This window comes from Dolichospermum sp. FACHB-1091 (assembly GCF_014697585.1).
In the GTDB taxonomy this organism is placed as follows: domain Bacteria; phylum Cyanobacteriota; class Cyanobacteriia; order Cyanobacteriales; family Nostocaceae; genus Dolichospermum.
On sequence record NZ_JACJSB010000037.1, the window covers coordinates 1 to 18992 of the forward strand.

General features: G+C 37.6%; 17 protein-coding genes. 9 read left to right on the forward strand and 8 right to left on the reverse strand.

The window, feature by feature from the left end:
* Positions 1-31 precede the first annotated feature (31 nt).
* Both H6G25_RS21380 and H6G25_RS18650 read right to left on the reverse strand, forming a co-directional pair.
* Positions 32-319 carry a type I restriction-modification system subunit M N-terminal domain-containing protein gene (locus tag H6G25_RS21380; RefSeq protein ID WP_242035022.1) on the reverse strand — a complete coding sequence of 96 codons (288 nt, stop codon included), beginning with the start codon at positions 317-319 and terminating at the stop codon, positions 32-34.
* Positions 306-2648: a DEAD/DEAH box helicase family protein gene (locus H6G25_RS18650; RefSeq protein WP_190393789.1), complete on the reverse strand. Its 2343-nt coding sequence runs from the start codon at positions 2646-2648 to the stop codon at positions 306-308. The genes H6G25_RS21380 and H6G25_RS18650 overlap by 14 nt, the downstream gene beginning before the upstream one ends.
* 403 nt (positions 2649-3051) lie before the next feature.
* Between H6G25_RS18650 and sbcC the strand changes: the two genes are divergently transcribed.
* Together sbcC and H6G25_RS18660 are read left to right on the forward strand one after the other, a co-directional pair.
* Positions 3052-6078, forward strand: a complete 3027-nt coding sequence (gene sbcC, locus H6G25_RS18655) for an exonuclease subunit SbcC (protein ID WP_190393790.1) — start codon at positions 3052-3054, stop codon at positions 6076-6078.
* Between the two features lie 141 nt (positions 6079-6219).
* Positions 6220-6897, forward strand: a complete 678-nt coding sequence (locus H6G25_RS18660) for an HAD family hydrolase (protein ID WP_190393791.1) — start codon at positions 6220-6222, stop codon at positions 6895-6897.
* Positions 6898-6945: 48 nt separating this feature from the next.
* Here H6G25_RS18660 and H6G25_RS18665 read toward each other — a convergent pair whose 3' ends face one another.
* Positions 6946-7575 (reverse strand): CPP1-like family protein, encoded by a 630-nt coding sequence (locus H6G25_RS18665; protein WP_190393792.1) that lies wholly within the window; start codon positions 7573-7575, stop codon positions 6946-6948.
* Positions 7576-7939: 364 nt separating this feature from the next.
* Positions 7940-8062, reverse strand: a complete 123-nt coding sequence (locus H6G25_RS21580; protein WP_277881759.1) for a hypothetical protein — start codon at positions 8060-8062, stop codon at positions 7940-7942.
* A gap of 261 nt (positions 8063-8323) precedes the next feature.
* Between H6G25_RS21580 and H6G25_RS18670 the strand changes: the two genes are divergently transcribed.
* Positions 8324-9022, forward strand: a complete 699-nt coding sequence (locus H6G25_RS18670; RefSeq protein ID WP_190393793.1) for a response regulator transcription factor — start codon at positions 8324-8326, stop codon at positions 9020-9022.
* Between the two features lie 102 nt (positions 9023-9124).
* Here H6G25_RS18670 and H6G25_RS18675 read toward each other — a convergent pair whose 3' ends face one another.
* Positions 9125-9460 (reverse strand): rhodanese-like domain-containing protein, encoded by a 336-nt coding sequence (locus tag H6G25_RS18675; RefSeq protein ID WP_028082739.1) that lies wholly within the window; start codon positions 9458-9460, stop codon positions 9125-9127.
* A 169-nt stretch (positions 9461-9629) separates the two neighbouring features.
* Between H6G25_RS18675 and mutL the strand changes: the two genes are divergently transcribed.
* The 4 genes from mutL to H6G25_RS18695 all read left to right on the forward strand — a co-directional run bounded on the left by mutL (position 9630) and on the right by H6G25_RS18695 (position 12760).
* Positions 9630-11309 (forward strand): DNA mismatch repair endonuclease MutL, encoded by a 1680-nt coding sequence (mutL, locus tag H6G25_RS18680; RefSeq protein WP_190393794.1) that lies wholly within the window; start codon positions 9630-9632, stop codon positions 11307-11309.
* Positions 11310-11368: 59 nt separating this feature from the next.
* Positions 11369-11770 (forward strand): hypothetical protein, encoded by a 402-nt coding sequence (locus H6G25_RS18685; RefSeq protein WP_028082741.1) that lies wholly within the window; start codon positions 11369-11371, stop codon positions 11768-11770.
* Positions 11763-12197, forward strand: coding sequence for an HNH endonuclease signature motif containing protein (locus tag H6G25_RS18690; protein ID WP_190393795.1), 435 nt, complete (start codon positions 11763-11765; stop codon positions 12195-12197). The genes H6G25_RS18685 and H6G25_RS18690 overlap by 8 nt, the downstream gene beginning before the upstream one ends.
* A 95-nt stretch (positions 12198-12292) precedes the next feature.
* Positions 12293-12760, forward strand: a complete 468-nt coding sequence (locus tag H6G25_RS18695; protein ID WP_028082743.1) for a hypothetical protein — start codon at positions 12293-12295, stop codon at positions 12758-12760.
* Positions 12761-12794: 34 nt separating this feature from the next.
* On the opposite strand, the gene H6G25_RS18700 is transcribed toward H6G25_RS18695, so the two are convergent.
* The 3 genes from H6G25_RS18700 to H6G25_RS21585 form a co-directional block, all read right to left on the reverse strand.
* Positions 12795-13409 carry a hypothetical protein gene (locus tag H6G25_RS18700; protein WP_028082744.1) on the reverse strand — a complete coding sequence of 205 codons (615 nt, stop codon included), beginning with the start codon at positions 13407-13409 and terminating at the stop codon, positions 12795-12797.
* A gap of 174 nt (positions 13410-13583) precedes the next feature.
* The gene (gene nagZ, locus H6G25_RS18705; protein WP_190393807.1) at positions 13584-14666 is read right to left on the reverse strand and encodes a beta-N-acetylhexosaminidase; all 1083 of its coding nucleotides are present in this window, start codon (positions 14664-14666) and stop codon (positions 13584-13586) included.
* Between the two features lie 111 nt (positions 14667-14777).
* Entirely contained in the window at positions 14778-15995 is a 1218-nt protein-coding gene (locus H6G25_RS21585; RefSeq protein WP_277881760.1) for a septal ring lytic transglycosylase RlpA family protein, read from the reverse strand.
* A 566-nt stretch (positions 15996-16561) separates the two neighbouring features.
* On the opposite strand from H6G25_RS21585, the gene pds reads away from it, so the two are divergent.
* Positions 16562-18022, forward strand: coding sequence for a 15-cis-phytoene desaturase (gene pds, locus H6G25_RS18715; protein ID WP_190393796.1), 1461 nt, complete (start codon positions 16562-16564; stop codon positions 18020-18022).
* Positions 18006-18938: a 15-cis-phytoene synthase CrtB gene (gene crtB / locus H6G25_RS18720; RefSeq protein WP_028091763.1), complete on the forward strand. Its 933-nt coding sequence runs from the start codon at positions 18006-18008 to the stop codon at positions 18936-18938. Before pds ends, crtB begins: the two co-directional genes overlap by 17 nt.
* Positions 18939-18992 lie beyond the last annotated feature (54 nt).

Genomic DNA, 18992 nt, shown 5'->3' on the forward strand with positions numbered 1-18992 from the left:
GTACATCTTAAGCCCCCTCCTCGCACCCCCCTCAATCCCCCCGCTGCGGGGGGAAGAAAAGGATAAATTTTTGATATTGGAGGGGGTTGGGGGTGGGGTTCTTGTACCTCATAACATCGGGAAATGCTGTAGCTTGATAGGTATTCGCGTCTTTTAAGGTTTTAAATAAAACATTATCCACAAAATCAAGTAAAGTATCCCCCGTGATTCCTTCCGCGTCTGTAGCCCAATTTCGCCAGCGTAAAGCCTCTGGAATGGGATAATGGTAATTATCATCTAATAGTTCATATTCGGCTTCTCTGTCGTCAAAAATCTTCATGAATATCATCCATATAAAGTTGATTTTTTAACTCCTGTAATGCCTCTAAATACTTTTGTTTATTACCAAATAAATTGACAATTTCCATAGGTGTACCTATTTTATCAAAGGGTTGCACTTTTAAATCATTTATATCTTCAATATTTTCAATCCCTTCGTCTGCATATTTATCTAAAAGTGCATTTAAAACCCCACGGGCTTTTTCACTGTATTTATGAAAGTAATCACGCTGACGTACTTTTTTAGCCCGTTCTTGACGACTTAACGCCGGTTGGTCAAAAGCCAGATGACAAATTAAATCAAAAGGATCAAAATCCTTACCCACTTCTTCTGCTAATGCTTCTAATAAAATACCCTGTTCATTCAATTCTTGAATAATAACTTGTTTCAGTTCTACCGCATTCCAACGCCCGATAAATTTATCTAAAGTCGTAAATTCTTGTTGGACAGTTTTCCGAGTATAGTCCTTAAGAGATTCGGTAATTAATTTACCATCTTTACTGCGATAAAGTGTCCTTTCAGAAACTATATCAACATTCACAGCTACAGGTACAAATTTAACTTGCTTTTGTCCTGATTTTTCAGGTAAATCATCAAGATTATTATCTCCATTATCATCTGGAGGTACGGGAGAATCCCCTGTTTGTGGTTCATATATTTGTACAGGTTCACCATCAAAATCTGGATCTAAAAACAACTTAGTCGCTTTTTTAAAATCCATAATTGTGAAATATGTTTTATCAAATTCTTCATTAATTCTTGTGCCTCTACCAATGATTTGTTTAAACTCAGTCGGTGAATTAATTTCTTTATCTAAAACAATTAATTTACAGGTTTGGGCATCTACTCCTGTAGTCATTAATTTCGATGTCGTCACAATCACGGGATAGGGACTTTCTGGTAAAATAAAGTTATCTAATTCGGCTTTTCCCTGTTCATCATCTCCCGTAATTCGCATAATATATTTACGATTTTTGGCAACCAAATCACCATTTTCATTAATTAAAGCCTGACGCATTCTTTCCGCGTGGTCTATATCTTCACAGAAAACAATAGTTTTATCAAATCGGTTAGTAGCTTTGAGAAATTCAGTAATCTTTTTCGCCACTAAAACATCTCGATTTTCTAATATTAATGTGCGGTTAATATCTTTTTGGCTGTAAAGTTTATCTGCAATTAATCGCTGATATTTATCTAATTCTCCCGGTGCTGGTTGCCAGCCTTCTAAGTCTTTATCAATATCAATTCTGACAACTTTATAAGGTGCTAAAAATCCATCTTCTATGCCCTGTTTCAGAGAATAAGTATAAATGGGTTGGCCAAAATAATCTATATTAGAAACTTCTTTAGTTTCCTTGGGTGTAGCTGTTAAACCGATTTGGGTAGCAGCAGAAAAATATTCTAAAATTTCCCGCCATGCAGAATCATCAGCCGCGCTACCACGATGACATTCATCAATGATAATTAAATCAAAGAATCCCTTAGAGAATTGTTTATAAATATTTTTAGATTCCTCCGTTCCTGATACACCTTGATAAAGGGCTAAATAAATTTCATAGGCTGTATTTACCTGACGTTTAGTGATTTTCGTCATGGTAGAACCAAAGGGTTTAAAATCATTGGTTTTAGTTTGGTCTATGAGAATATTTCTATCTGCTAAAAATAGGATTCTGGTTTTAGTTTTAGATTTCCATAACCGCCAAATAATTTGAAAGGCTGTGAAGGTTTTCCCCGTACCTGTAGCCATAACTAATAATATCCTGTTTTCACCTTGAGCGATCGCTTCTACAGTTTTATTAATAGCAATTTGTTGATAATAACGGGGTGATTTACCACTACCATCATCATAATAACTTTGGGTAACAATAGGCTGTAATTGATCATCAATATTTTTCCATTGACAATAACGTTGCCATAATTCTTGAGGGGTGGGAAATTTATCTAAAGGAATTTCTCTTTCTATAATTCCTGATGTTAAAGTTCTATCATGTTCTAAAAATGCGTCACCATTGGAACTGTAAACAAAAGGTATATCTAACATTTCTGCATAATTAAGCGCTTGCTGCATTCCACTTCCCACACTGTGGTTATTATCTTTCGCTTCAATGACAGCAATTTTGATATTAGGTTTGTAATAAAGAATATAATCAGCGCGTTTACTTTCACCCCTATGAACCATTTTCCCCCTTACATAAATCTGTCCTGCGGTAAAGGTGACTTCTTCACGGATTTGGGTGTATAAATTCCATCCTGATGTTTGCACTATGGCAGGAGTGATGTATTTAGTACAGATGTCGCGCTCACTGAGGGCTTTCTTGTCAAAGTCCATAGGATTTATTTTTGTGATGTCTTCAGCACATATACAGCACTTCCCGATGTTATGAGGTACAAGAACCCCACCCCCAACCCCCTCCAATATCAAAAGTTTATCCTTTTCTTCCCCCCGCAGCGGGGGGATTGAGGGGGGTGCGGGGAGGGGGCTTAAGATGTACCTCATAAGAGCGAAAACCCCTGTATTACCTATTGTATCAGTAACCGCAATTTTGACAATCATTAACCCCCTGACATTAAAAAAATTTTTGAATATTGTCTGAATATTGTCTAAAATATTGTAAATTTTTGTAAAATTGATGTCTTTAAAACTAGAAATATGCCTATTAGATAGCTAAACTAACAAAAAGTGCGTCTGTACTCTTAACAATCAAAATTCGCAATGTGGCACAATAGCTTGAATGATTCCAGTTCAACTTATCATTAAAAACTTTCTCAGTTACCGTGATGCAGCTTTAGATTTTAGCGGTTTGCATACGGCGTGTATTTGTGGTTCTAATGGTGCGGGAAAATCTTCCCTTTTAGAAGCTATTACTTGGGCAATTTGGGGCGAAAGCCGTGCTACTGTCGAGGATGATGTCATTCATGCTGGTGCAAAAGAAGTCCGCATTGATTTCACTTTTCAAAGTGGTCAGCAAACTTATCGGGTAATTCGCAACCGGGTCAGGGGTGGAACTAGCATTTTAGAATTTCAAATTGAAACTCCTGGGGGGTTTCGTCCCTTGACGGGTAAGGGGTTAAAAGCCACTCAGGATGTAATTCTCGAACATATTAAGTTAGATTATGAGACTTTTATTAATTCTGCTTATTTACGTCAAGGGAAAGCCGACGAGTTTATGCTCAAACGTCCCACGGAACGTAAGGAAATTTTAGCGGAATTATTAAAATTAAATCAGTATGATGAATTAGAAGAACGAGCCAAGGATAGTTTTAAACTTTTCAAGGGACGAGGGGAGGAATTAGAACGTTCTTTGGAAAATATCAAAATTCAACTCCAAGAACGGGAAACAACGGAAAACCAACGGACTGAGTTAGAAGCGCAACTACAGGATTTACAACAGGTACAAACTTTTGAGAATAATCAATTACAAAGTTTACAGGTTATTCAACATCAAAGACAAAATTGGGAACAAGAATTAAATTTTGTGCGCCAACGATATGCTAATCTTACCCAAGATAGCGATCGCTTAAAACAAGAACAATTATCTGTAAAATCCCAATTAACAGAATTAGAAAAGATTTTAAATCAACAAGCGGAGATTGAAGCTGGTTATACTCAGTATCAAAATTTGCGCTTTCAAGAAGAAATTTTCGCGGACAAATTTGAACAACATACCCGCGCTACCAATGCAAAACAACAAAAACAACAACAGCTATATAAGCAAATTCAAGATTTAGAACGCCAATTACAAAAAGCTGAAGCCGAATTAACAGCTTTAGAACAGCAAGAACTAGAAATTGTCCAAATCCTCAGTAAATCTGGAGATATAGAAGCAGCTTTATTACAATTAAATAACGCCCGTCAGCATTTAGCCAATTTAGATCAATTGCAAATGCAAGTAACACCATTATTACAACAAAGAGCAAATCTACAAACTCAATTAGATCGCACTCATGCTAGTTTATTAGCACAGTTAGAGCAAAAACAAGCCGAAGAAAAGAAATTACAAAATAAACATCATCGTCAACCCCAAATAGAAAAAGAAATAACAGAGGTAGAAAAGCAAATTGAAGAACTAGATAAAAAGCGAGTTTATCTGCAAAGAGTAAAAGAAAAAGGACAGGAAAAACGACACTTTTTTGAACGGTTACAAGCCCACCAAGGAGATTATGAAAAATTATTAGTAGAACTAGAACAAAAACTGCAAATGTTACAAAATCCCGATGCTACTTGTCCCTTATGTGAACGTCCTTTAAATGAACATCATTGGAGTCGAGTTGTTGAAAAAACCCAATCAGAATATGAAGATACCCAAGGACAATTTTGGGTAGTACGGGAACAAATTGCGGTTTCAGATCGGGAAATTCAGGTACTCAGACAAGAATATCGAGAAATAGACCAAAAGTTATCCGGTTATGACTCATTGCGAGAAAAACGGGGACAATTAGCTGCCCAATTACAGGGGATAATGGATATCCAACAACAGTTAATGCAAGTTATTTCTGAAAAAGAACAGTTAGAAATTTGCTTACAAACAGGTGATTATGCACCAGAAAAACAAGCAGAAATTCAAGAATTAGATCAATATATTCAACAACTTAATTATCATGAACAAGATCACGCCCTCGCTCGCAATGAAGTAGAAAGATTGCGCTGGGCAGAAATTAAACAAGGGGAAATTAAAGAAGCAATAAAAAGGCAGAAAAAACTAACAACTAGAAAACCAGAATTAACAGCAAATATTACTCAATTACAATGGCAAATCCAACAGGAACAAATTGATTCTGATTGTGCTAAAGAAATCGCTAATTTAGAACAACAGATTGCAGAAATTGGCTACAGTTCAGAACAACATAATTATCTGCGTCAAGCTGTGCGTCAAGGGCAAACTTGGCAGTTACGTCATCAACAATTATTATCCGCACAAGCCCAAGATCCCCAATTAAGAAGTAAATGGCAAGATTTAGGAGATTCCTTAGCAAGAATTGACAAAGAAAGACAAATACTAACTGCAAAAATTGATGATATTGTTAAACAATTAACTGACAGTGCTAACCCCACAGCCCAAATTAATAATTTAGAACAGCAAATAGCAAATCGCAGACGAGAACTAGATCATAAAATCTCTCATTTGGGACAATTAAAACAAATGTCGCTGCAATTGGCAACCCTACAAAATCAATATGAACAAGAAATAGAACAATTGCAAATTTGTAAACAGCAACAGCGTGTTTACCAAGAATTAGCTCAAGCTTTTGGCAAAAATGGGATTCAAGCTTTAATGATTGAAAATGTTTTACCCCAATTGGAAGCAGAAGCCAATCAATTACTTTCTCGCTTGAGTGCGAATCAATTTCACGTCCAATTTATCACCCAAAAAGCGGGACGTAGTGGTAAATCCAGCAAGAAAAATGCTAAATTAATAGATACATTAGATATTTTAATTGCTGACGCGAGGGGAACAAGGTCTTATGAAACTTATTCGGGAGGAGAAGCTTTTAGAATTAATTTTGCTATTCGTTTAGCTTTAGCCAAATTATTAGCACAAAGAGCAGGGGCATCATTACAATTATTAGTAGTAGATGAAGGTTTTGGTACTCAAGACGGGGAAGGATGTGATCGTCTAATTGCTGCTATTAATGCCATATCATCCGATTTTGCCTGTATCTTAACTGTAACTCATATGCCTCACTTAAAAGAAGCCTTCCAAGCCAGAATTGAAGTCAGTAAAAATCAGCAAGGTTCACAGTTACAATTATTAATGTAATTTATTAATGTAATTTCCATCTCTTAATTCTGCCCTTGGGTTGGAAATGGTCTTTGCTCCTTTGCCTCTTGGTGCGAAACCTCAGATTAAAAAACACCACCTAACTGAGATAATAAAAAAAATAAAAATATTTATCTACTCATGCTGAGATTAATTACTGACTTTGACGGTCCAATTATGGATGTTTCGGAACGATACTACCGTGTTTATCAGTTGTGTCTAGAGAAAACCCGATATCCGGGGCAAACAATTACAGAACTTTCTAAAGCTGAATTTTGGCAACTGAAGCGATCGCATACCCCTGAACTTCAAATTGCCTTAAAATCGGGTTTAGATGCCCAGCAAGGGCAAAAATTCACCCAAATCCGCAAACAAACAGTCCATACTCTACCCTACTTCCAATATGATAGCTTGATCCCCACTGCATTAGCAGCACTTAACAAAGTTCAGGCTGCTGGTATTGATTTAGCAGTGATGACTATGCGGAGGGTACGAGAATTAGACTATGCTTTTAGTCAGCACAATTTAGGTGAGTTTTTCCCGGAAAACCGCCGTTATTGTCTCAGTAATGACTATGTAAAAACCCGTGATGTCGAAGATAAACCTTTATTAATGGCTAGAGCATTAGCTGAACTCCCCCCTGCGGCTGATACTTGGATGGTAGGAGACACAGAGGCCGATATCGCGGCCGCTAAAAAACATGATATTAAAATTATTGCTGTTGAGTCTGGTATCCGCGATCGCACTCAACTAGCATCATATCAACCTGATATGATTCTTCCAGATTTAAAAACTGTGGTGGATTATCTCTTCAACTAGCAGCGATAACAATAATGGGTAATCGGTCATTAACCAATTACCCATTAACTAACGTAAAAAGCTGCTTACTAACCACATGAATATGAAAGTCAAAAGCGTTGAAAATTGATTCCCTGTCAAATTTATCAATGGTAATAGTAGTGGTAATATCGAGCCAGCAATTAAACCGCCAACAGTTAAGCCGATAATTAAACTAACCAGTGTGAATAAAACCGCTCGACCAAATTTACCTTCCTTGCGATTGAGGAAGTAAACACCAGCACCTACTCCAACTACCAATGCGAGTTGCAAAACCTGCTCAGTACCACCGGGATAAAACAGACTAATCGCACCCAAACCCAGATAACAGAACCCTGGTAATAGTACATCAGTCAATGTTGGCCTATCCAAACTTCTTTGCAGCCATTCAGGGGCTTGTTGGCTAGGGGTTAGACCTGCTTGGGGAATAGATCTAACTCGCATTTCTGGAAATCGGATGCGCTCAGGTACTTTGATTTTCCCTTCTTGGCGCATCCGCAGGCGCTCCATTAAAATCGCATCATAAGCGGCTTCAATGGCTTCTCGGCTATTACTCTCACCACCATATTTTTCTAATAGGCGATTTCGAGCTTCCTGAATTTCATCGAAGCTTGCGTCTTCTGATACCCCAATTTTTTCGTAGGGACTTTGATCACTCATGGGAGTTTATTACTTGAGCCTTAGTTCAGTGGCACTCTTTATTTTGCAAAAAAACAACTTTAGGTTTTATATTGATCAGAACAAATGCAAAAACGAAATTTACACAGGATACTCAACCTAAATAAATAGTAACATTATCCTGCTCACTTCTGTGCTTTGAAACAGCCGGGAAGCAGATTTCTTTCCACAGGAGTACATTCCGATCTGGCAACGCGTATTCAATAACTCTACACTAAATCATAAAAATCACAACACCCATACAACTGAGAACCTTTTGTTTAAGTTTTAGTTCTTATTTTTGGGATGAGATGATTTTCAATAATTGTGTATATTTTTATTATACAAAGGAGTCCGTATCTAACGGTTAATTGTCGAGAGTTGGATCATATCCAGTAGCTTTCAGAAGTAAAACCCCTGATTGACTGCCAATATATGTATCTCGACTAATCAGACCATCTATTTTATCCTTCGCTAATAATACTAGCATGAATTTGTTTAGTTGATCTAAAAATTTATTTGATTTATTGAAAATATGTTCCCATACAAGTGCCGCTATGACAGCAGATTTTATCTGAATCAGTTTCAGTTCAGCGGGCAGGATGCCCACCCCACCAATTTCTTCAAATCATCAGGATCATCATCGTTGTCCCCTGTAGGTATTGAATTACTGCCAAAGTAGAACCTGGGTTCTTAGGCAATCATGTTTGTTAATTGTTAATCCTATGAACTTTTGTGAAAAATAATGGTCATGGCTGCCGCCAAGATTCTTGTAGTTGACGACGATTCTGCGGTTCGGAATTTAATTCAACGTTTTTTGCTACAACAAAATTATCAAGTAGAGTCCGCCGAAGATGGTAAAATGGCTCTAGCCATTTTTGAGCAATTTAACCCTGATTTGGTGATTCTGGATGTAAATTTACCGGATGCACTTGGCTTTAACCTTTGTCAAGAAATGCAAAATCGTAGTGGGGTATTTGTGCTACTACTGACTAGCAGGACAGATGAAGCCGATAAAATTCGCGGTTTTGCTAAGGGTGCTGACGACTACCTGACCAAGCCATTTGGTTTGGGAGAGTTAGAGGTCAGAGTAGGCGCAATTTTGAGGAGGCAGCGGGTTGTAGCTAATACAGAACAGCAGCGCTTAGTCTTTGAAAAGCTGATAATTGATTCTGTGCGACGGGAAGTAATGGTTAATAATGAAACCATCCCTTTAACAGCGCTGGAGTTTGAATTGTTGCATTTTTTAGCTAGTCATCCGGGGCGAGTTTGGCGAAGAGCCGAACTCATCCAACAAGTTTGGGACTATGAATACGTCGGGGATCAAAGGGTTGTGGATGTCCATATCGGTCAAATTCGTAAGAAAATTGAGATAGATCCCACCCAATCAACGTTAATCCAGACCATACGTGGTGTAGGCTATAAGTTTGAATGCCCCACTTCACCGTAAAACTAGTTGTAAACTTTAACCACTTCCACATCTAAAAAGGGTGGGAGTGGTGACTAAATTTACGCGGTTAGCCTAACTTTGTGGTTGATTTGAGTACAGTTGTTAACCGTCTGTTCCTTCTGTAGCACCGTTAATGGATTTCCAGGCTTGTAAACCACCTGTAAGTTCGGCCACTGTGGTAAAACCAAGGAATTGCAAGGTTCTGACAGCTTGTGCTGCTTGGCTGTCATTTTCACCATAAATATAAATTTGCCGTTCTCTATGTAAGCAAGTTTGGGCGCGATGTTCTAAGTCATTGAGGGGGATAGAAATTGCCCCGGTGATGCGGCTATGATTATAGTTTGAGCGATCGCGCACATCAATAATTGTAAAAGCAGGTTGTCCCCATTGCAGATTGGTCTTTAAGTCGTTAACATCAGCAACCAAATTAATACTCATAAGCTTTTCGTGCTGTCTAATCTATAAAAAATTTAGCAAATATCCCCTATTAACTCTTATTTCTTTAGAATGACAGCAGAATTTAGAAATTAATTTTTTTGTAATCATAATATTGTAGGCTAATATTTTCTAGATTCAGAAAATACTTAATTTTTAATTTTAATTCCCCATGACGGTATCTACTATTCAAGCTTTACCAACAGAAGTTGTATATTTAATTACGGCTGGAGAAGTAATTGACTCTTTAGCGGCCGTTGTCAGGGAGTTAGTAGAAAATTCCCTAGATGCTGGTGCAACGCGCATTGTAATTTCTTTATGGCCACAATTATGGCGAGTTCGGGTAGCTGATAATGGTTGTGGTATGAATTTGGATGATTTGCAACAAGCCGCAACTGCACACAGTACAAGTAAAATTCATTCTAGTGCAGACCTATGGAAAATTAGCAGTTTAGGATTTCGTGGTGAAGCACTACATAGTTTAACAACTTTAGCAAATTTAGAAGTTTTAAGTCGTCCTTTAGGAGCAAGTGAAGGCTGGCGAATTGTTTATAATAACGAAGGGGAAGTAACAGAAGTAAATATTGCTGCTATTGCCTCTGGTACTGTGGTGACAGTGAATAATTTATTTGCTAATTGTACAGCCCGTCGTCAAGGTTTACCCGCGATAAATCAGCAATTAAAAGCTGTACAAGGGATAATTCAACAAATAGCTTTATGTCATCCTCATGTTCATTATCAAGTGTGGCAAAATGACAAAGAATGGTTTACAATTTGTCCTGCACCAACTGTAGGAAAATTAATTCCGCAAATTCTTCCTCAAGTCCGACAAGATGATTTATATGAAGTGAATTTAGAAATACCAAATCTGGAAAATTCGTCTTTACATTTGGTCATAGGTTTACCAGATAGATGTCATCGTCATCGTTTAGATTGGGTAAAAGTAGCAATTAATGGCCGGATAATTAAATCACCAGAATTAGAACAGAATATATTATCAGCTTTCCATAAAACATTACCACGCGATCGCTATCCCGTGTGTTTTTTACATTTGCATATTCCCCCTGAGCAAATTAACTGGAATCGCAACCCAGCGAAAACAGAAATATATCTGCATGATCTACCTTTTTGGCAAGAACAAATTACCGCAGCTATCAATAAATCTCTGAGGATTTCCGAAACTAATATTAAAGAATCAGTTCACACTAGCAGAATTAGTAATTTATTAAAAGTAGCAGAATCTAAAGGTGAATATAGATTCAATTCTCAAAATTCTCAAAATTCTCAAAATTCTGAAAACAATGAAACTCAAAACTATTTAAAAGCAATTGCTCAACTGAGTAATACTTATATAGTTGCTGAACATTCTGGGGGAATGTGGTTAGTAGAACAACATATAGCCCATGAACGAGTATTATATGAACAATTATGTGATCACTGGCAATTAGTACCTCTAGAAACCCCAATTATTATTTATCAATTATCACCAGCGCAGGTTTCCCAATTAGAACGTATTGGTTTAGATATAGAACCATTTGGTGATAAAATCTTTTGTGTGCGGAACATCCCAGTCATGTTAAAACAAAGAGAAGATTGTGCTGAGGCAATTTTAGAATTAAGTTGGGGGGGAGACTTACAAACTGCTCAAATTGCAGTTGCTTGTCGGAGTGCAATTCGTAATGGTACAAAAATGAGTTTACCAGAAATGCAGACCTTATTAGATAATTGGCAACGTACCCGCAACCCGCGCACTTGTCCCCATGGTAGACCAATTTATTTATCTTTGGAAGAATCAGCACTAGCGCGGTTTTTTCGACGGAATTGGGTAATTGGGAAAAGTCATGGGATTTAAGGTATTTTTTAACCGAACAGATGATAATATTAATGTATTAGTTGGTGAGATAAAAAATTATGTCAACCATAAAAGTTGAAGTAGAATTTTCTTCAGAAGATTTACTTAAAGCCGTTGGACAATTAAGCCAATCAGATTTAAGGAAGTTTATTTCTCAAGCTATTGCGATACAAGCACAACGGACAACTTCCAGTTTAATGCAACGGGAGTCAGAATTACTATTAAAAATTAATCAAGGTATTCCGTTAGATATTCAGAAAGATTACAATGATTTAATAGCTAAAAGAGATGCAGAAACTCTTACCAATCATGAATACAAGGAGCTATTAAACTTAACTCAACAGATTGAAAAACAGCAAGCACAACGAATTGAACATTTAGCAGAGTTAGCGAGTTTAAAAGGAATTTCTTTGAATACGTTGATGGAAAATTTAGGTATTCCGACGCAAAGTTATGTCTGAAAAAAGAGTAACAGCGCAACAGAAAAAAGCTGTTTCTGAACGTGCAAACGGATGTTGTGAATATTGTCGAAGTCAAGTGCGTTTTGCTATGCAACCTTTTTCCATTGAGCATATTATTCCTAGAAGCCAAGGTGGAATGACAAGTTTGGATAATTTGGCTTTGTCTTGTCAGGGTTGCAATAATCATAAGTATAACAAAACGGAAGGAATTGATCTGATCAGTGGTAATGTTGTCTCTATTTACCATCCACGTCAACAGCAATGGAATAAGCATTTTGCTTGGAATGATGATTTTACATTAGTGATAGGCTTGACTCCTACAGGACGTGCTACTGTGGAAACACTACAATTAAACCGTGATGGTGTAGTTAATTTGCGTCGTGTGTTGTATGCAATAGGTGAACATCCTCCGGCTGACGTGAAATAATTTGATCAAGTCAATGAGTTGGAACTCCCAATTTATACAGTTTTGAGTGTAAAATAAATTTTGTTACATACAAGATAGTAATTAACTTAATATATATGAAGACTCGGTTTTTACCTTTTCTTGCTGCTATTAGTATTTTTACAGGAAATAACTCTGCTTATGCAGAATATATAGGTGCATCAAATATAGCCGAGATGACAGATAGAGTCTATTACATAACAGTACAAGGTAAAAACTCAGAATTAGCAGCAAATAAAGGTGGGATATTAACATGGACAGACGTAGCTTTTGCTACTGGAATATCTGCCGTTAGTTTTAAATGTGCTGAAAAGAATTTACCGTCTGATACTTCTTTTTATATATTATATGTAATAGGTAAACGTGATGGATGGTGGCAAGTTAATTGTGGTTATAGCTATAAGATATCAAGTGAATTTGGAAAAGATTATGATGCTGTACTAATGTTACTTAATCAAGAAGGACGTAAAGAGTTTTTACATCCTTTATTAATTACTACTAAACAGCAATCTCAGAAGTTTCAACAAATCAGAAAAAAATTATAGACAAAAGAAATGTCTCTACAGTACAAGTGTATGATTACTTAATTTCAGAACTTAACCATTGATAGAAACTCTGTATATAAAAGAAATTGCCTTTTATTGTTTGTTTAATATGAATTTTTTCTGAATTTTCACTTAAGTATTTTTGAGCATTTGCATTCCAATTTTGCCATTCCAATAATTTCTTTGTATCTAGATAGAGTGAATGATCAATATTAAAATTTGGTTGTCCAAATTTAAAGTCTATAGAATTTTCAGTCTCAATCAGGGGCAAACTTCTATGCTGTATATAATTTCTCAAACCCTGAATAAAACCATTCTCAGGATTATCTGTAAACATTTCTCCCTTCTTGCTTGTGATTGCAGAAATTAAAGAAGGATTAGTAAAAGACTTTTTGAATGAATTTTCTGCTGCATGGGTTTGCTCTTTCAAAGAGAACCAAGAAGCTAAATAATTATGCAGTAATCGAGCAGTTTCCTTCTGTACTTCCTGAAATTTCTGAGATTGAATATCACGAATTCTTGTATCAAACGCTTGAACACCTTGACTGTAAAGTTCATTAGTGTAGCTGTCAATAGCTTTCTCAAATTCAAGGAAGTTATGCTCGAAGATATAAAAGCTGTAGTTAATCACTTCGTCAAAATTAGTCATATTATAGTTATTTCATCCAGAAAATCTAGCATTTTGAATTGGGACAATCATCATTAGAAAATTGCGTATTGTAGTAGAATACACAAAATTTTTAATGCTGGTATAAATTATACTGTGCGTACAAGTGTAACACAAGATGTAGATAAAATCAAGTGACCCTATATTCAATCCCCCTTACAAACAACAACTAATAGCCAATTCCGCATTTTTCACCAGCGTCTCCTGATCCAGACTCAAAACCGGATATTGAGGAGTTACCCGCAATAAATTTTCCACCCTCTCCCGCGCTGCTTCCACCACTGCTATATCCAAACTACCATTATTTAAACTAGCAGAAAAATCCTCAGCTATTTTATATGTCCGTTCCAAAGAAGAAGAATTGATATTGCGAGAAACGATAAACAAATCACAACCAGCATGAAAAGCCTGCGCTACCGTTCCCGTTTTCATAAACATTTCTGATACAGCTTTCATATCTAAATCATCGGAAACTATCACACCTTGAAAACCTAACTCTTTTCGTAAAATATCATTTAAAATAATTTTAGATAACGTTGCTGGTACTTGTGGATCTATTTGCGGAAACAAAATATGTGCTGTCATGATTAACGGAATTTGTGCCTGAATTAATGTTTGAAAAGGAATCAATTCCCGGTTTTGTATATCTTCCCAACTCAAATTTAATATTGGTAATTCTAAATGGGAATCTGTGCTAGTATCTCCATGGCCAGGAAAGTGTTTAGCACAACCTAAAATTCCCCCTTCCTGCAATCCTTGGTAATATTCCCGCACACATTGACTAGTTTTTTCTGGTGTAATTCCAAACGCACGGGGTCCAATAATTGGGTTTTGGGGATTTGAGAAAATATCCGCAACCGGAGACCAAGAAAGATTAATTCCCAGAGATTTTAATTCTCTAGCTGTGGCTTTAGCAACTTCAAAAGCGTGAGATTGTAATAAATAAGCATGAGGAAAACGGGTAATGGGTAAAGGGGTTCGCACTACTCGGCCACCTTCATGATCTAAAGTAGTAAACATCAAATCACGTTCGGTATATTGACGAATTTGCTCAATGAGGTTTTTAAAGTTTTCTAACCAAATTGCATAGGGTACACCGTCGAGGAAATTTTTCCCAAAAAAGATGACACCAATGGGTTTTAATTCATTTAATACCCGTTTATCATCATCATTTAAAGTAGTTCCAGAAATACCCAAAATTAGATGATTACCAAAGCTTTGTAAGGATTGATATCTCATTACTTCTTCTTTTCTTCCTTCGTGTCCTTCGTGTCTTCGTGGTTTATTCAATCGGTATTCTACCGGGAAGGGAGTAGGATAAAGCCTTCTCTACCTTATCCTTCCAGGATACTAAAAATTAGAAACCAATAACTCACCTTTAGCATTAGCCATATCTTCAGTTTTTGGTGGAGATGGTTTCAAAGTCATTTGTGGCGCATTTTGTTGTAAAACCACAGCCTGATAAGCTACGACTCCAGTATGTTCACTATCGAGACAACGAGCCGCTGTTCGAGATAAATCTAGGCTTCTGGGTGCAATGTAAGGTCCACGGTCATTAACACGCACAATTACAGATTTATTATTTTCTAAGTTTGTAACTTTTAAGTATGTATTAAAAGGTAGGGTACGATGGGCAACTGTGAAATCATCTTGATTATATATTTCACCATTTGCTGTTAAGCGACCATGAAAGTAGCCGCCATACCAAGACGCTACACCGGAAAGTTTTGTTGTTGAAGTCTCTAATCCATACATTGCCATTTGTCCTTGTATTAGCGTCAAGGGTTCGGTATGTAGGGCTATGCGGAGATTGTTAGTCCACTCCAGAGCTAAAATATCACCGTTGCGACCAAGTTGAGCAGACAGTTTTCGCTCAATTGCAAATAGCAAGCGAGTACCTACCATGAGGGACGGAGTTTTATCAACTAAACCAGGTTGTAGTTTTGTAGGTTGTACTTTTGGTGATGTCACTAATTGCTCTAAACGTTGTTTTAAAGTATTAGCTGTAATTCGATCAGGGAGTCTAGCAACAAAGCTGTTATTAACCCATACTTCATAATTGGATACACTACGCTTAACAATTAATACTGGTGCATAATCGTAACTCCCATTTTGCTCTACTGGATTGTTAATTACATTAAAGAAGCTTTGGAGCGATCGCACAACGGTAGGAGGTGAAAAATCTAGTTTGGGAACATTGAACTGCGTGAATTTAACTAGTAGAGAGTTAGTAGCATTTTCCAATGGAGTTTTTGCAGCTATATTTTCTGGTACAGGGGAACAAAATTTTGTTTCTTTAGATTTGAATGTTGTCAAATCTGGGATAATGGCAGTATCTCGATGTGATGCTAATTGTTTATTTATCCAATCGAAAGTAAAAAGAGTTTTTGATATTAGGATTTTTGGCCAAGTATTTTTATGTTGTTTAGCATTGGTCAAAAATTGATGCTGATCCTTGACTAAATTAGCTGTAAATTGTGTTGGGGAAGCCAACCCCATTGGTAAAGCTGTCAACATGAAAGTACCACCTGTAAAGGATGATAACCAGAGTAGTCCGTTTGATATCATAGTTTAGTTATTCTTGAAGTAGATGCAATATTTCTGGGTAAATACGCCCAGATTCAATAAAAAAGCGTTTTATTGAACAAGAGACAAATTTTTGGTAATTACATAATTAAATTTCAGATTTAAGGATGATTAAACTGTCTGGGATCATCATATAACGTCATGGCTATTTAAATTGATAAGAATTTTAAATATATTTGCAGTAATTAGGAGTATTTCCCTAATTTTTGCTTATTAATGCTCATAATTTTCCCTATTTACCTTACTGATTTAGAGACATAATTTACGTCCAAATACTTAAATAATAAACTGGCTTTTGTATTTGTAATCAGCAGTTAGCCGAAAAGATGCACGGATTAATTGTGATAAATAAACTACATAAAATATTTTTCACAGAAGAATATTTTATGTTAATCCAATTACTGAGTATCAGGGTAAATTACATAGTTAGGGGCAGTTCGGTGAAATTTTTTGGGAGGCAATCAGAGAGGAAACGGCAAATGTAAAGGATTGCAACGTATAATGAGAACGACAAAACAATTAAGAAATATTAAAGAACAGTAGGTTAAATGCAAGTAGCATTCACGAAGTGCAGCGTAGCCATCGCAGGAGGGGGTCTAGCGGGACTTTCCTGTGCAAAATATCTAACGGATCAAGGTTACACCCCCATTGTTTTGGAACGTCGAGACGTAATTGGGGGAAAAGTAGCCGCGTGGAAGGATGCTGATGGTGATTGGTACGAAACAGGACTGCACATTTTTTTTGGGGCCTATCCCAATATGTTGCAGTTATTCAAAGAATTAGACATTGAAGATCGATTGCAGTGGAAAGAACACACAATGATCTTCAATCAACCTGATTCCCCAGGAACTTACAGCCGTTTTGATTTCCCAGATTTACCGGCACCGATAAATGGTGTCATTGCCATTCTGAGAAACAACGATATGCTGACCTGGGCAGAGAAAATCAGTTTTGGTATCGGTTTACTACCAGCCATACTGCAAGGGCAAAAGTACGTGGAAGAAATGGACAAATATTCTTTCCGGGAGTGGTTGCAAAAACAAAACGTTCCTCCCCGGGTAGAAAAAGAAGTATTTATTGCTATGTCCAAAGCTTTGAACTTCATTAACCCAGAGGAAATTTCTGCCACGGTCTTATTAACAGCCTTGAATCGCTTTCTGCAAGAGAAAAACGGCTCAAAAATGGCCTTCCTAGACGGTTCACCCACTGAAAGATTGTGTCAGCCAATCATTGACCACATTACTGAAAGGGGTGGTGAGGTACGTCTGAACGCGCCTTTAAAAGAGATTTTACTCAATGAGGATGGAACTGTTAAAGGATTCCTATTGCGGGGCTTAAACGGGGCAGAAGATGAAATAGTGACAGCGGATATTTATGTATCTGCCCTACCCGTTGACCCTTTGAAGCCGATTTTGCCCAATGCGTGGAAAGAAATGCCATTTTTCCAACAATTAAACGGTTTAGAAGGTGTACCGGTGATTAATGTTCATATCTGGTTTGATCGCAAATTAACAGATATTGATCATCTACTATTTTCCCGGTCTCCACTCCTGAGCGTTTATGCTGACATGAGTAATACTTGCCGTGAATATGCCAATCCTGACCGTTCGATGTTGGAATTAGTTCTAGCACCAGCCGCAGATTGGATATCTAAATCCGATGAGGAAATCGTCGCTGCAACTATTAGCGAATTGGAAAAACTCTTTCCCCAACACTTTGGGGGGGATAATCCTACCAAAATACTGAAATATCATGTGGTGAAAACACCGCGTTCAGTTTACAAAGCTACCCCAGGTCGCCAAGAGTACCGTCCTTCCCAACAAACCCCCATTTCTAATTTCTACCTGACTGGGGATTATACAATGCAACGTTATCTCGCCAGTATGGAAGGGGCGGTACTTTCTGGTAAACTAACAGCGCAGGCTATTTCTCAAGCGCTGACGGTAGCAAATCCCTCTCACCTGCAAACGCCAACCCGACCGCCCGCCACGAATGCTGCAACTGCCTGATTCCCCCCCGCGCATGAAAACGCTGGTCTCTATAGATGAGTCATACAACCTTTGTCGGGAACTCACTGCTAAGTACGCTAAGACTTTTTATTTGGGTACAATGCTGATGAGTCCGGCCAAGCGTCAATCTGTCTGGGCAATTTATGCCTGGTGTCGCCGTACAGATGAATTAGTGGATGGTCCTGCTGCCGCTATTACTACGCCAGAAACCCTAGAACTATGGGAAAATCAACTGGAGGCGATTTTTGCGGGCTGCCCCTTGGATAATTTTGATGTAGCGTTAGTAGATACCCTCCAACGCTTTCCTTTAGACATTCAACCCTTTCGGGATATGATTGCCGGTCAGCGCATGGATTTGTATCGTAGTCGCTATGAAACTTTTAAGGATTTATATCTCTACTGCTACCGGGTAGCGGGAACTGTGGGTTTGATGTCAACAACAATTATGGGTGTAGATAATAGCATCTATACAGCCCCTTGGCATCAAAACCAACAGCCCTATCTTCCCATAGAAGAAGCGATCGCTTTGGGAATTGCTAACCAACTTACGAACATTCTCCGTGATGTCGGTGAGGATGCCCGTCGCGGCCGTATCTATATTCCTTTGGAAGATTTGGCCAAGTTTAATTACACCGAGGAAGAATGTATCCAGGGCGTAGTTGATGACCGTTGGCGTTCACTGATGCGGTTTCAAATTGATCGCGCCCGTCAATTCTATATTCAAGCAGATAAAGGTATTAGTTATCTCGCTGCTGATGCTCGGTGGCCTGTTTGGTCTGCATCTATGCTCTATGAGCAGATTTTAGAAATGATTGAGCGCAATGATTATGATGTGTTCAGTCGGCGAGCTTATGTTCCTCAATGGAAAAAGTTACGCACCTTGCCTGCTGCCTGGATGCGATCGCAAGTGCTATAACTTGTTTATTGGTCATTGGTCATTGGTCATTGGTCAATGGTCAATGGTCATTTA